Origin of the sequence: Stenotrophomonas sp. SMYL41 (assembly GCF_036319965.1) — a bacterium.
GTDB classification, from domain to species: Bacteria; Pseudomonadota; Gammaproteobacteria; order Xanthomonadales; family Xanthomonadaceae; genus Stenotrophomonas; species Stenotrophomonas maltophilia_R.
Genome location: NZ_JAWIRX010000013.1, coordinates 1 through 12,588 on the forward strand (window position 1 = coordinate 1; position 12,588 = coordinate 12,588).

Annotated in this window: 15 protein-coding genes; 7 read left to right on the forward strand and 8 right to left on the reverse strand. The window is 67.8% G+C overall.

Annotated elements, in window-relative coordinates; all coding sequences use genetic code 11:
- Positions 1-168: 168 nt before the first annotated feature.
- Both V3B30_RS14990 and V3B30_RS14995 read right to left on the reverse strand, forming a co-directional pair.
- On the reverse strand, positions 169-744 hold the full coding sequence (locus V3B30_RS14990) for a redoxin domain-containing protein (protein ID WP_262083278.1): 576 nt from the start codon (positions 742-744) through the stop codon (positions 169-171).
- Positions 741-2,015 carry a YihY family inner membrane protein gene (locus tag V3B30_RS14995; RefSeq protein WP_262083279.1) on the reverse strand — a complete coding sequence of 425 codons (1,275 nt, stop codon included), beginning with the start codon at positions 2,013-2,015 and terminating at the stop codon, positions 741-743. Before V3B30_RS14995 ends, V3B30_RS14990 begins: the two co-directional genes overlap by 4 nt.
- A gap of 77 nt (positions 2,016-2,092) precedes the next feature.
- Here V3B30_RS14995 and wrbA point away from each other — a divergent pair, with 77 nt between their 5' ends.
- The 3 genes from wrbA (at position 2,093) to V3B30_RS15010 (ending at position 3,583) form a co-directional block, all read left to right on the forward strand.
- Complete coding sequence (wrbA, locus tag V3B30_RS15000; protein WP_262083280.1) at positions 2,093-2,686, forward strand: NAD(P)H:quinone oxidoreductase; 594 nt, start codon at positions 2,093-2,095, stop codon at positions 2,684-2,686.
- On the forward strand, positions 2,683-3,018 hold the full coding sequence (locus tag V3B30_RS15005; RefSeq protein ID WP_100471369.1) for a DUF2069 domain-containing protein: 336 nt from the start codon (positions 2,683-2,685) through the stop codon (positions 3,016-3,018). Before wrbA ends, V3B30_RS15005 begins: the two co-directional genes overlap by 4 nt.
- 79 nt (positions 3,019-3,097) lie before the next feature.
- On the forward strand, positions 3,098-3,583 hold the full coding sequence (locus V3B30_RS15010) for an asparaginase domain-containing protein (RefSeq protein WP_010481766.1): 486 nt from the start codon (positions 3,098-3,100) through the stop codon (positions 3,581-3,583).
- Between the two features lie 88 nt (positions 3,584-3,671).
- Here V3B30_RS15010 and V3B30_RS15015 read toward each other — a convergent pair whose 3' ends face one another.
- The 3 genes from V3B30_RS15015 to sufT all read right to left on the reverse strand — a co-directional run bounded on the left by V3B30_RS15015 (position 3,672) and on the right by sufT (position 7,533).
- Entirely contained in the window at positions 3,672-5,411 is a 1,740-nt protein-coding gene (locus V3B30_RS15015) for a S8 family peptidase (RefSeq protein ID WP_100471368.1), read from the reverse strand.
- 416 nt (positions 5,412-5,827) lie between these two features.
- Positions 5,828-6,922 carry a branched-chain amino acid aminotransferase gene (locus tag V3B30_RS15020; RefSeq protein ID WP_100471367.1) on the reverse strand — a complete coding sequence of 365 codons (1,095 nt, stop codon included), beginning with the start codon at positions 6,920-6,922 and terminating at the stop codon, positions 5,828-5,830.
- A 59-nt stretch (positions 6,923-6,981) separates the two neighbouring features.
- A complete protein-coding gene (gene sufT, locus V3B30_RS15025; protein ID WP_005415385.1) occupies positions 6,982-7,533 on the reverse strand; it encodes a putative Fe-S cluster assembly protein SufT in 552 nt (183 codons plus the stop codon).
- 122 nt (positions 7,534-7,655) lie between these two features.
- On the opposite strand from sufT, the gene V3B30_RS15030 reads away from it, so the two are divergent.
- Positions 7,656-8,075, forward strand: coding sequence for a hypothetical protein (locus V3B30_RS15030; protein ID WP_262083281.1), 420 nt, complete (start codon positions 7,656-7,658; stop codon positions 8,073-8,075).
- A gap of 83 nt (positions 8,076-8,158) precedes the next feature.
- Here V3B30_RS15030 and V3B30_RS15035 read toward each other — a convergent pair whose 3' ends face one another.
- Together V3B30_RS15035 and V3B30_RS15040 are read right to left on the reverse strand one after the other, a co-directional pair.
- The gene (locus tag V3B30_RS15035; protein WP_262083282.1) at positions 8,159-9,619 is read right to left on the reverse strand and encodes an NAD(P)(+) transhydrogenase (Re/Si-specific) subunit beta; all 1,461 of its coding nucleotides are present in this window, start codon (positions 9,617-9,619) and stop codon (positions 8,159-8,161) included.
- Entirely contained in the window at positions 9,616-9,936 is a 321-nt protein-coding gene (locus V3B30_RS15040) for an NAD(P) transhydrogenase subunit alpha (protein ID WP_005408173.1), read from the reverse strand. The genes V3B30_RS15035 and V3B30_RS15040 overlap by 4 nt, the downstream gene beginning before the upstream one ends.
- A gap of 97 nt (positions 9,937-10,033) precedes the next feature.
- Here V3B30_RS15040 and V3B30_RS15045 point away from each other — a divergent pair, with 97 nt between their 5' ends.
- Genes V3B30_RS15045 through V3B30_RS15055 form a run of 3 tightly spaced genes read left to right on the forward strand, consistent with a single transcriptional unit; the run spans position 10,034 to position 11,406 of the window.
- Positions 10,034-10,618, forward strand: coding sequence for an RNA polymerase sigma factor (locus tag V3B30_RS15045; RefSeq protein WP_262083345.1), 585 nt, complete (start codon positions 10,034-10,036; stop codon positions 10,616-10,618).
- A complete protein-coding gene (locus V3B30_RS15050; protein ID WP_262083283.1) occupies positions 10,615-10,941 on the forward strand; it encodes a DUF3379 domain-containing protein in 327 nt (108 codons plus the stop codon). Before V3B30_RS15045 ends, V3B30_RS15050 begins: the two co-directional genes overlap by 4 nt.
- A gap of 3 nt (positions 10,942-10,944) precedes the next feature.
- On the forward strand, positions 10,945-11,406 hold the full coding sequence (locus V3B30_RS15055) for a DUF3106 domain-containing protein (RefSeq protein WP_262083284.1): 462 nt from the start codon (positions 10,945-10,947) through the stop codon (positions 11,404-11,406).
- 61 nt (positions 11,407-11,467) lie between these two features.
- Here the strand turns inward: V3B30_RS15055 and V3B30_RS15060 are convergent, their stop codons facing one another.
- Positions 11,468-12,547 carry an NAD(P) transhydrogenase subunit alpha gene (locus V3B30_RS15060; RefSeq protein ID WP_262083285.1) on the reverse strand — a complete coding sequence of 360 codons (1,080 nt, stop codon included), beginning with the start codon at positions 12,545-12,547 and terminating at the stop codon, positions 11,468-11,470.
- Positions 12,548-12,588: the final 41 nt, after the last annotated feature.

A 12,588-nucleotide genomic window follows, 5' to 3' on the forward strand; every position in this document is an offset into this window, starting at 1 on the left:
GTCCGGTTGCGGGGGTGTCCGCGGCATGGATGCCGCGGCCAAGCCCCCAGGGACGGGTTTACGGCGTCCCCCGCAACCGGACCCACCCCGCCATCCCACAGAATGCACGCTTTTGACGTTGACGTTGATCCGGCAGGTGCAGGGCCGCAGGCCCTGCCGACCAACCTACTACTTGGCAGCCGCGATCTGCTTTTCGATGTCGGCGGCAGTCACCGGGCCGAGGAAGGTGTGGGCCAGCTTGCCCTGCGGATCCAGCAGGTGCGTCAACGGCAGGCCTCGCGGCGTGGCGAAGTCCGCCGGTGGATCGAACGGGTCCACGATCACGATCGGATAGGTCACCGGATGCTTGGTCAGGAACGACTGCATTTCCGGCACTTCGATGTCCTCGTAGGCCAGGCCGACCACCTCGATGTTGCTGCGCATCGCATGCAGCGCCGACAGCTCGGGCATCTCCTTGCGGCACGGGGCGCACCAGGTCGCCCAGAAGTTAACCACCACCCACTTGCCACGATGCGCGGCCAGGTCGTAGTCGCTGCCATCCACCGCCTTCATCTTCAACGTCGGGAATTCGGCGGTGGTGCGCTCGGCCGGGGTTTCATCGACCGGTGCCGGAGTGGTCGGCGTCGGCGCCTGTGCCGGCGGCTGGCTGCTGGCCGGGGCCGGCTCCTGGGCCGGCTTGCAGGCCGCCAGGGCCAGCAGCAGGGTCAACGGGAGCAGCAGCGGCAACGGCGTCTTGCGGGTCATGGCATGTCTCCAGAGTCGGTATAGATGTCACTGACCTTGCGCTTCAGGCGTTCACGCAGGGGCAGTCGCAGATCGTCCAGCGCCGCCAATGCGGCACGGCCCAGGCTGTCGTCGCGGTACGGCAGGTGCTGCTCGGCCACCGGGATGCGCAGCTGGGTGCATTCGTACAGATCGGCCAGGCTGACCTGGTCCAGGTCGCGCGCGAGCAGCCACTCGCCGCGCTCGTCACGACGCAGCAGGCCGATCTCCTGCAGGTTGCAGGCCAGGTCCTGCAGCAGCGAGTCGGTCAGCAATGGTTCCAGGCGCAGAATTTCATCGTCGGCCAGGCCCTTGCCCTTGGCACGGGCATGGTGGAAGCGACCGAGCAGGCGCAGCAGGCCGTAGAACTCGTACCCCTGCGGCAGGCGCAGTTCAACCGGCTGGTAGCGGAAGGCGGCCATCGATGAGGCCAGCGACGCGCCCAGCAGCACCGCCACCCAGCACAGGTAGATCCACAGCAGCAGGATCGGCACGAAGGCCACCGTGCCATACAGCTTCTGGTAGGACTGGAAGCTGCCCAGGTAGGCACCGATGCCCCACTTCACCAGTTCCAGGATGACCGCCGCCAGGATCGCGCCAGGCACGGCGTGCCGCCATTTCACCGTGTGATGCGGTACCACCCGGTACATCAGCGTGATGCAGACGAACTCGATCAGGATCGGTGCCAGCCGCAGCGCCAGCTCGGCCAACCAACGGCCCTCCTGGGTACCGAACAACGGCATCGCGAACACCCGCGCCGATACCGCAAGCGATGCGGCGGCGAGCATCGCGCCCAGGGTCAATACGGTCCAGTAGACCAGGAAGCGGGTCAGCTTGGGCCGGGTCGAGCCGACCCGCCAGATCTGGTTGAAGGTCTCTTCCACGCTGTTGAGCGTGATCAGCAGTGAGGCCACCAGCGCGATGAAGCCAGCGGCCGTCAGCTGGCCGGCACTGGCCGAGAACTGCCGCAGGTAGCCCTCGGCCGCGCGCGCCGCGGAGGGCACGAAGTTGGAGAACACGTAGTCGCTGAGCTGATCGCTCCAGCGGTCGAAGACGGGGAAGGCCGACAGCACACCGAATACCACGATCGCCAGCGGCACCAGCGCGAACACCGTGGTGTACGCCAGCGCTGCCGCCGCCTGGAACAGGCGGTCGTCGAGGAAGCGATGCCACAGGAAGCGGCCGAAACTGATGGCCCGTGCGCGATCCCGCGCGCGCTCCATCCACAGGTTGAGCGTATCCAAAGGTTCCATCGGCGAAAGGGTACCCGATGCGGAATGCTGGCAGGATAGCCATACTGGTGGCCACACGACGAGGAGAAGCGGGCACGATGGGCGAGATTCTGGTGCTGTACTACAGCCGGGGGGGGTCGGTGGCACGGCTGGCGCGCCAGATCGCGCGGGGCATCGGCGAAGTGCCGGGCATGACCGCGCGCCTGCGCACGGTGCCACCCGTGGCCGCCGTGACCCAGACCGCGCAGCCGCCGGTACCCGACGATGGCGCCCCGTATGTGAGCGTGCAGGACCTGGTCGAATGCCAGGGCCTGCTGCTCGGCAGCCCCACCCGCTTCGGCAACATGGCCGCGCCGGTCAAGCACTTCCTGGACGGGCTGGGCGCCGAATGGGTCAATGGCACCCTGTCCGGCAAGCCGGCCGGCGTGTTCACTTCCACTGCCTCGATGCACGGCGGCCAGGAATCGACCCTGCTGTCGATGCAGGTGCCGCTGCTGCACCACGGCTGCGTGATCGTCGGCATCCCGTTCACCGAACCGGCGCTGAGCCACACCACCAGTGGCGGCACGCCGTATGGCGCCAGCCACGTGGCCGGCGCTGCCGACGACCCGCAGCCGACCGACGACGAAGCCGCGCTGGCGCGCGCGCTGGGCCGGCGGGTGGCCGACATCGCGCAGCGGTTGGCCCGATGAACCGCCCGCCGCGCACGGTCCTGCTGCTGGCCCTGATGGGGCTGGCCGCACTGTTCGCAGGCTGGTTCATCAATGACAGGCATTGGCTGGCGACCCAGCTGGTGTTCACCGCACCACCGCTGGCCCTGGCCATCGCCGTGCGCGTGGGCTGGCGCAAGGCCGGCTTCTGGGCCTCGGTGCTGGCACTGGGCTGGTTCAGCCACGGCGTGATGAGCGCCTGGAGCCACCCGGAAACGCGCTGGCTGGCGCTGATCGAGATCGCGCTGGCGCTGCTGGTGATCTTCAGCGCCAGCCTGCCCGGCCTGCGTGCCCGCTTCGGCAGGCGACGCTGACGCTGCGGCCGCCGGGCCGTATCATCTGCATTCCTGGCCCCGCGCCGCTGTACCTGTCCTGGTTTCGCGCATGCACATGATGGAAGAGCTCCTGGTCGTCACCACCGGTGGCACGATCGACAAGATCTATTTCGACGACAAGTCGGACTACCAGATCGGCGATCCGCAGATCGGCATGATCCTGCGCGAGCTGGGCGTGACGTTCCGCTTCAACGTGATTCCGATCCTGCGCAAGGATTCGCTGCACATCAACGATGAGGACCGCGAACTGATCCGCGCCACCATCGCCGCGCAGCCGACCCGGCACGTGCTGGTGACCCACGGCACCGATTCGATGGTGCAGACCGGCAAGGTGCTGGCGACGATCCCGGACAAGACCATCGTGATGACCGGCGCGCTGAGCCCGGCACGTTTCCGCGGCTCGGATGCCGAGTTCAACATCGGCTGTGCGATCGGTGCGGTGCAGTCGCTGCCGAGTGGCGTGTACATCGCGATGAACGGGCGGATTTTCGACCCGCAGCATGTGCGCAAGAACGTGGCGGCGAACCGCTTCGAGTCGGTCTGAGGAACAGCGTGCCGACCAGGGTCGGCACCCACCCAGAAAAAAACGCCCCGGCCGAAGCCAGGGCGTGCCCTTGGAGAGGGACTTGGGCTCAGTACTGGGCGTTGAGGGTCAGGCCCGAGAAGGTGCTGTAGGCCTTCACCCGCACATACCAGGTGCCGGCGGCGGGGCTGTTGATGGTGCACGTCTCACTGTTGCCGCTCAGGTACGGACGGCAGGTGTAGCTGGTATCGGTCGGGGCACTGCCCTGGCGCACGTACAGGTCGGCATCGCCGCTGCCGCCACTGATCGCCACGCGCAGCTGGGTGCTGCCGGCCGGAACGTTCACGGTGTAACTCAGCGAAGCGCCGCTGGCAGCGCCCAGGCCGGTCACCGGCACGTTGTTCTGCAGCACGTTGCCGCCCGGGTTCGTACCACCGCCATTGATCGCTGCAGCCACGGCCGCATTGGCGTCGACGATGCCGGCGCCGCAGCCACCCGAGCAGGCGCCCGGCAGCGGCCGTGCGGTGCTCTTGATGATGCTTTCGACCTGCGCCGGACTCAGCGGGCTCGGCGCCACCGATTGCATCAGTGCAACCACGCCGGCCACATGCGGTGCCGCCATCGAGGTGCCATTGTAGGACGCATAGGTGGCGCTACCCGGCGTGGTGGTGCCGGTGTTGAGGGTGGACAGGATGCTCTGGCCCGGACCGGAAATGTCGATGCCGGAACCATAGTTGGAGAAGCTGGCACGCGCACCGGCCGAGGTCGTGGCTGCCACCGCGATCACGTTCGGGCAGTTGGCCGGCACCGACGAGGACACGTTGGTGTTGCTGTTGCCGGCGGCGACCACCACGGTGGTACCACGGCCGACCGCGCCGTTGATCGCGTTCTGGTAGGTGGTCGAGCAGGAGCCGCCGCCGCCCAGCGACATGTTGATGACTTCGGCCGGGTTGGCATTGGCCGGCACGCCACTGACGGTGCCGCCGGAGGCCCACACGATCGCGTCGGCGATGTCGGAGGTGTAACCGCCACACTTGCCCAGCACACGCACCGGGACGACCTTGGCGTTGAACGCCGTGCCTGCCACGCCGGTGCTGTTGTTGGTCACTGCCGCCACCGTGCCGGCGACGTGGGTACCGTGCCAGCTGGAGTTGGAGGCCGGAATGCCCGAGCCGCACTCGTTGGCGCCGTACCAGTCGCCCTCGTCATTCGGGTTGTTGTCGCGACCGCCGCCATCGCGCGCCATCGCGGCGTCGCTGATGAAGTCATAGCCGGGCAGGATGTTGGCGTTGAGATCGGGATGGTTGGTGATGCCGGTATCGATCACGGCCACCACCACGCCGGTGCCGGTTGCCTTGTCCCAGGCCGGCCGTACGTTGATCGACGCGTTGGAGGTACCGAAGCCCCACTGCTCACTGAAGCGGGTGTCGTTCGGGGTCAGCGTCGCGCGCATGATCTGGTCGACTTCAACGTATTCCACGTTCGGGTCGGCAGCGAGCTTGCGCATCAGCAGCTCGGATTCGGCCTGGTCCAGCGGGCGGTCGGTCCTGACCACGGTCGGGCCGATGGCCAGCTTGCGGACCTCCTGCAGGCCCAGCGCGCGGCCCTGGCTGCTGGCCAGGCCGGCGGCGGCACTCTTCAGCGAAGAGGCCAATGCGGTGGTGTTGGCCACCGGCGCACTGCCGTCACGGTACTTCACGATGAAGCGCTGGTGCGTCGGCGCGGACTGCAGGCCGCTGAGCTGGACGTCACCGGCCAGCGCAGGCGTGGCCAGCAGCAGCGATGACAGAACGGACGCACCAAGGACCACCCACACTCGACGCACACGCGGTTGCGTTACCTGGGACATCGTATTTCCCTTTCTAGTGGTGTGAATGCCGGAATCGGCAGAAGCACCGGCCCGAACCATGGGCTGGCTTGCGTTGGCGAGGTTCGAAGTCCGGCGAGTCAGCGGATCCCCCTATCGATCCGCCGTGCAGATGACGCTAATGACCAAAACCGGACACCACAAGATTTTCAGCGTCTTTTCAGCAAGATGAAATGTTCGTTCTGAGACTTCTCGGGTCGAGGGTTTGTGAAGGTGAAGGAACTTTCTCGCGGCCTGCACGCACCTGACTGGGCCATCACGTGTCCTGTGATGACTTTGCCGACATCGGCGTCCGCTGACCCCGGCCACCTGACCAAAACGCAGAAAGCCCGTCACGGGGACGGGCTTTCCAGAAGAGCAGTCGAGCATGGCTCGACGCTACAGTTCGGCGCGGGCGATCAGCCCAGCTTGACCAGCCAGTTGTGGCGGTCCGGCAGGCGGCCGTACTGGATGTCGGTCAGTTCCTTGCGCAGCGACATGGTTACTTCGCCGGCCGGTGCGTTGATGTCGCCCACCGAGAAGCCCTCGCCCTTCAGCTGGCCGATCGGGGTGACCACTGCCGCGGTGCCACAGGCAAACACTTCGGTGATGGCACCGGAGGCGACGCCGTCCTTCCACTCGTCGATGCTCACCTTGCGCTCTTCGACCTTCATGCCGCGGTCGCGCGCCAGCTGCAGGATGCTCTCGCGGGTGATGCCCTCGAGGATGCTGCCGGACAGTTCCGGGGTCACCAGCGTGCCGTCCTTGTAGACCAGGAACACGTTCATGCCACCCAGTTCTTCCAGGTACTTGCCTTCGACCGGGTCGAGGAACAGCACCTGCGAGCAGCCCTGTGCCTGTGCCTTCTGCTGCGGCAGCAGCGAGGCCGCGTAGTTGCCACCACACTTGGCGGCACCCGTGCCGCCCTTGGCTGCACGTGCGTATTCGGTGGACAGCCAGATCGACACCGGCGCAACGCCCTTGGCGAAGTACGGGCCGGCCGGGCTGGCGATGACGTAGTAGCCGGCCTTGTGCGCGCCGCGCACGCCGAGGAAGGCTTCGTCGCCGATCATGAACGGACGGAAGTACAGGCTCGACTCATCGGCCGACGGCACCCAGTCGCTGTCGACGGCGATCAGCTGCTTCAGCGATTCAACGAAGATCTCCACCGGCAGTTCCGGCAGCGCCAGGCGCTGCGCCGAACGCTGCAGGCGACGGCCGTTGGCATCCGGGCGGAAGGTCCAGATCGAACCGTCGGCATGGCGGTAGGCCTTGATGCCTTCGAAGATTTCCTGGCCGTAGTGCAGCACGGCTGCGGCCGGGTCCAGCTGCAGCGGGCCGTAAGCGCGCACATTGGCGTTGTGCCAGCCAGTGTCCTTGTCCCAGCGCACTTCCACCATGTGGTCGGTGAAGTGCAGGCCGAAGCCCGGCTTCTCCAGGATCTTGGCGCGCTCTTCAGCGCTGCGCGGGTGGTCCGAACGGGTGACGGCGAAGCTGGGAATGGACTGGGACACCGGAGGATTCCTGTTCTGGTTGCGGGTAGTGCCGGGCCCGCGTCACTGCGGGCCCTGGGTCAAAGCATGCCGGTCTCGAGCCGTGCCGCCTCGGACATCATGTGCTGGTTCCACGGCGGGTCGAACACCAGGTCGACGTCGGCCTCGGCCACCGTCGGGATCATTTCGAGCTTGCTGCGCACGTCGTCGACCAGGATCTCGCCCATGCCGCAGCCCGGAGCGGTCAGGGTCATCTTCACGTCGATCTCGCGCTTGCCTTCGTCGAGGTGCTTGATCTCCACTTCATAGACCAGGCCCAGTTCAACGATGTTCACCGGGATTTCCGGGTCGAAACAGGTGCGCAGTTGCTGCCACACCAGCTGTTCCACCTGTTCATCAGTGGCATCGGCCGGCAGTTCCAGCGGTGCCGGCGCCTCCTTGCCGATGGCGTCGCCGTCCTTGCCGGCGATGCGGAACAGGTTGCCCTCGACGAACACCGAATAACTGCCGCCCAGCGCCTGGGTGATGTACCCATAGCTGCCGGCAGGCAGGGTCACGGTGTCGCCCTGCGGGACCATCACGGCCTCGCAATCGCGTTCGAAGTGGACAGGTTCGCTGCTACGGGAATACATGGGGACCGATATGGGGCCGTGGCCGGGGCCACGCAAGACGGCATTCTAGCCCAGCCGCCCCGGCACCGCCGGTGCACTGCGGCAAACCACAGTATCCTGTGGGTGATCTTCAGGGAGCTTCAATGTCCTCCAATGCCGCGCGTGCCAGGACCGTCACCTGGCTCTGGCCCCTCATGCTGTTGCTGGGCCTGCTTGTTGCTCCCCTCGCCTGGATGGTCCTGGCGCTGATGACCGGCCGACAGGTCGGCTGGATGGCGGTACTGTCCGCCCTGGAACTGGTGTTCATGCTGCGCCTGGGCACCCTGGGCCCGGGCCGCTTGCGTGTCGCCCTGGTCGTGCTGGGCACCCTGCTGGTGGCCGCCGTGGCCAACTGGGCCATCGCCAGCGCCTGGATGGGCGGCTCGATCGGCCTGGACCTGTGGGACGCTACGATGCGGATGGGTCCGCACCTGGCCTGGACCCTGGTCACCCTGGCCAATGGCGCGATGGAATGGCTGTGGCTGGCGGTGGGCGTGGGCGTGGGCGCCTGGCTGGCGCGCTGAGCGCGTAGATCCACGCCACGCGTGGATCGGAACGGTTCCGGGGTCAGAGCCCTTTCCCATGGAAAGGGATCCGACCCCGTCCCTCAATGCCCGCCGTCGAGCGCCTTCAGCTCGCTCACCAGCGATGCGGCCGCTTCGGCGCCGTCGCCGTACAGCATGCGGGTATTGTCAGCGTAGAACAGCGCATTCTCGATACCGGCGAAGCCGGTGCCCTTGCCGCGCTTGATCACCACCACGTTGCGCGCGTTGACCACATCCAGCACCGGCATGCCGTAGATCGGGCTGGCCGGGTCGGTGCGTGCCACCGGATTGACCACGTCGTTGGCACCGATCACCAGCACCACGTCGGTGGTGGCGAATTCCGGGTTGATGTCATCCATGTCGGCGATGAGGTCGTAGGGCACACCGGCCTCGGCCAGCAGTACGTTCATGTGCCCGGGCATGCGTCCGGCCACCGGGTGGATGGCGAACTTCACCTTCACCCCGCGCTGGCCGAGCCGCTGCGCCAGCTCCCAGATCTTGTGCTGGGCCTGCGCCACGGCCATGCCGTAGCCGGGCACGACCACCACGCGTTCGGCGTAGGCCATCATCGCGGCCACGTCCGACGCTTCAATCGGCTTCTGCGAACCGGTGATCGCCTGCGCCTCGCCGCCGGCACCACCGCCGAAATTGGAGAACAGCACGTTGCGGATCGGGCGGTTCATCGCCTTGGCCATCAGCCGGGTCAGCAGGATGCCGGCCGCGCCGACCATCATGCCGGCGATGATCAGCGCCTCGTTGCCCAGCACGTAGCCCTCGAACGACACCGCCAGGCCGGTGAACGCGTTGTACAGCGAGATCACCACCGGCATGTCGGCGCCACCGATCGGCAACGTCATCAGCACGCCCAGTGCCAGCGCCAGCACGAAGAAGGCCACGATCGCCCAGGTATGGAGCGTGCTGGCCGCGATGATCGCCAGCACCACCACCGCCAGTGCCACCAGCAGGTTCATCACCTGCTGGCCGGGCCAGGTCACACGCTTGTCCAGGCGGCCATCCAGCTTGGCCCAGGCGATCACCGAGCCGGACAGCGACACCGCACCGATCGCCGCACCGACCACCGCCAGCAGCAACACGGTGCCCGACGGCTGGCGCGCGGCCAGGTCGGCCAGCGCCTGTGCACTCCAGTGGCTGGTATCACGGTTGGCCAGGAAGGCATAGCGCAGCAGTTCCACCGCACCGATCGCCGCTGCCGAGCCACCGCCCATGCCGTTGTACAGCGCCACCATCTGCGGCATGTCCGTGATGGCGACCTTGCCGGCCGACCACCAGGCCAGGCCCGCGCCCAGCAGCAGTGCCACCAGGATCAGCGGCACGTTGTGCAGTTCGGGCAGGAAGAAGGTCGCCGCGGTGGCCAGCAGCATGCCCAGCCCGGCCCAGCGGATGCCGCTGCGCGCGGTCAGTGGCGAGGCCATGCGCTGCAGGCCGAGCAGGAACAGCGTGGCGGCAACGAGGTAGCTGGCCTTGACCAGCCAATCGAGCAGTTCGACGGTGCTGATGTTCAAGCCTGCGGCTCCTTCGGTTCGTCCTTGCCGCCCTTGGGCGCGCTCGGCTTGAACATTTCCAGCATGCGCGCGGTGACCACGTAGCCACCGGCGGCGTTGCCGGCGCCGAGCACCACGGCAAGGAAGCCCAGCGCCTTTTCCAGCGGCGTCTGCGCGTGCCCCAGCACCACCATCGCGCCGATCAGCACGATGCCGTGGATGAAGTTGGAGCCCGACATCAGCGGGGTGTGCAGGATCACCGGCACCCGCGAAATGATCACATGGCCGGCGATGGCCGCCAGCATGAAGATGTACAGCGCCACGAACCCGTCACTCACTGGCAACGCTCCCGCTCCGTCTTCGTCGCCCCATCATAACCACGGGCTGAACCCGTGCGCACCCGGCGTCAACCGCGACGGTGCTCACGCGTTGTCGATGGTGACCCCGAGCGAGGAACCGTACCCTGTGCTGGTGAGCAGCCCCGTCCCCCCGAGCGCCGAAACCGATGTCCTGCCGGCATCGCTGGAGGCGTTCCTGGCCAGCGTCGGCCCGCGTGCGTTCCGCTTCGCCGAGGCCGGCCTGCGCCAGCGCGAAGACGCCATGGATGCAGTGCAGGACGCGCTGCTGCGCATGCTGGACTACGCCGACAAGCCGGCGGCCGAATGGGCGCCGCTGTTCTGGAGCATCCTGCGCCGCCGGGTGATCGACGTGCAGCGCCGGCGCCGCTTCCGCCTGCCGTTCTGGCGCGACAACCAGGACGCCGAGGGCAGCGCGATCGACTGGGCCGACCCCGGCCCTGACCCGGCGCAGGCGCATGAGCAACGCCAGCAGTACCAGCAGCTGGTGGACGCATTGCGCACCCTGCCCGCCCGCCAGCGCGAGGCCTTCACCCTGCGCGTGCTGCAGGACCTGGACGGGGCCACCACTGCCCGCGCCATGGGCTGCAGCGAAGGCGCGGTAAAAACCCATCTGGCACGCGCCCGGCAGGCGCTGCAGGACTATCTGGAGATCCACCCGTGAACCGCTCCCTGCCTTCCGATGACACCCTGCGCAGCCTGCACGCGCAGTCGCTGCAGGCGCTGTCGCCGGCCACGCTGGCACGGCTGCGCCAGGCACGCCACGGCGCCACGGCCGCCCATCGCGGACGCTGGCGCTGGTGGCTGGCCAGCGCCTGTTCACTGGTCGTGGCACTGGGCGTCGGCCTGCAGTTCACCGGCCATGGCACGCTTGCCGGTCCGGCGCCGGCCCCCGTGCTTGCTTCAGTGGAAGACAACGGCGCGCTCTACGACGAGAATCCCGATCTGTACCTGTGGCTGGGCGATACCGACCTGGCGATGGAGTAAATCATGTCCCGACTGCCTACCCTGCCACTGCTGTTGACCCTGGCGCTGCTGCCGGCCGTCCCGGCGCTGGCGCAGAACGCCACGCCCGCCCCTGCCGCACGCCCCGCACCGGTCGCGCCGTTGCCTGCGTGGGAGCAACTGAGCCAATCCCAGCGCGAATCCCTGCTGGCGCCGCTGCGCGACCGCTGGAACAGCGCCGATGCCGGCCAGCGCCAGCGGATGCTGTCACACGGCCAACGCTGGCAATCGATGAGCCCGGAGGAGCGCGACAAGGCCCGCCGCGGCCTGCGCCGCTTCGAGCACATGAGCCCCGAACAGCGCGCGCAGGCGCGTGCACTGTTCGGTCAGATGCGGGATCTGTCCCCCGCGCAGCGCGATGCATTGCGCGAGCGCTGGTCGCAGATGACGCCCGAACAGCGCCGGGACTGGGTGCGCGACAACCCGCCGCCGGCAAAGCCGAGGTAAGCCTTCGGGGTAGGGGGTCAGATCCCTTTGCCAGAGGCAAAGGGATCTGACCCCATGTCATTCACGCCTGCCAGCGCGTCTTCGCCAGCAGTTCGTCTTCCCAGTCGAAACCGAGCTGCCCCTCGCGCACGAACAGCGCAACGAAGTTGAGCAGGTTGCGCGCATACATCTCACTGGCCTGGGTCGCACCGCGACTGGCCAGGCCCAGCGGGCCATCGATGGTCACGCCCTGGTGTTCGATGCACTGCCCGGGCTGGGTCAGTGCGCAGTTGCCGCCACTTTCGGCCGCCAGGTCGACGATCACGCTGCCGGTGGCCATGCCCTCCACCATTGCGGCGGTCACGATGGTCGGCGCCGGGCGGCCCGGCACTGCGGCCGTGCAGATCACTACGTCCATGCTGCGCAGGTGGTCGGCCAGCCGACGCTGCTGCTCGGCGCGCTCCTCATCGGTCAGCGCCCGCGCATAACCGCCCTCGCCCGCCGCGCTGACCCCGAGGTCGAGGAAGCGCGCGCCCAGCGACTGGATCTGCTCGCGGGTTTCCGGGCGCACGTCAAAGCCTTCCACCTGGGCACCGAGGCGACGTGCGGTGGCGATGGCCTGCAGGCCCGCCACGCCGGCACCGATCACCAGCACCTTGGCCGGCCGCACGGTGCCGGCGGCGGTGGTCAGCATCGGGAAGAAGCGCGGCGCACGTTCGGCGGCGATCAGCGCGGCCTTGTAGCCGGCCATGCCGGCCTGCGAACTGAGTACATCCATCGCCTGCGCTCGGGTGGTGCGCGGCAGCTGCTGCAGCGGGAACAGCTGCAGGCGATCATCGACCGCCAGCGCGGCCAGCGCCGGATCGTTGGCCGGGGCCAGCAGGCCGACCACGCTGGCACCGGGCCTGAGCTGCTCCAGCACCGCTGCAGGGGGCGCCTGCACGCACAGCAGGATATCGATCTCGGCCCAGCGGCCCGCGTCGAAGACGCGCGCGCCGGCATCGTCATAGGCGGCATCGGTGAAGCCGGCGGCCAGGCCGGCGCCGGCCTCGTACCAGACCGTAATGCCGAGGGCACCGAGCTTGCGCGCGGTTTCCGGCGTCAACGCCATGCGCCGTTCACCCGGCGCGGTCTCCTTGATCCCCAGCAACGCCACGGCCATGCAGGTCCCCGCTGATCGGTGAGTTTTCCCGATCCTAGCAG

Excerpts from the sequence above, each read along its gene's own strand:
- V3B30_RS15055 (WP_262083284.1), top strand. The coding sequence starts at position 10,945 with ATGTCCCGACTGCCTACCCTGCCACTGCTGTTGACCCTGGCGCTGCTG.
- V3B30_RS15015 (WP_100471368.1), bottom strand. The coding sequence starts at position 5,411 with ATGTCCCAGGTAACGCAACCGCGTGTGCGTCGAGTGTGGGTGGTCCTT.
- sufT (WP_005415385.1), bottom strand. The coding sequence starts at position 7,533 with ATGTATTCCCGTAGCAGCGAACCTGTCCACTTCGAACGCGATTGCGAG.
- V3B30_RS14990 (WP_262083278.1), bottom strand. The coding sequence starts at position 744 with ATGACCCGCAAGACGCCGTTGCCGCTGCTGCTCCCGTTGACCCTGCTG.
- V3B30_RS15030 (WP_262083281.1), top strand. The coding sequence starts at position 7,656 with ATGTCCTCCAATGCCGCGCGTGCCAGGACCGTCACCTGGCTCTGGCCC.
- V3B30_RS15005 (WP_100471369.1), top strand. The coding sequence starts at position 2,683 with ATGAACCGCCCGCCGCGCACGGTCCTGCTGCTGGCCCTGATGGGGCTG.
- V3B30_RS15060 (WP_262083285.1), bottom strand. The coding sequence starts at position 12,547 with ATGGCCGTGGCGTTGCTGGGGATCAAGGAGACCGCGCCGGGTGAACGG.
- V3B30_RS15010 (WP_010481766.1), top strand. The coding sequence starts at position 3,098 with ATGGAAGAGCTCCTGGTCGTCACCACCGGTGGCACGATCGACAAGATC.
- V3B30_RS15045 (WP_262083345.1), top strand. The coding sequence starts at position 10,034 with ATGGTGACCCCGAGCGAGGAACCGTACCCTGTGCTGGTGAGCAGCCCC.
- wrbA (WP_262083280.1), top strand. The coding sequence starts at position 2,093 with ATGGGCGAGATTCTGGTGCTGTACTACAGCCGGGGGGGGTCGGTGGCA.
- V3B30_RS14995 (WP_262083279.1), bottom strand. The coding sequence starts at position 2,015 with ATGGAACCTTTGGATACGCTCAACCTGTGGATGGAGCGCGCGCGGGAT.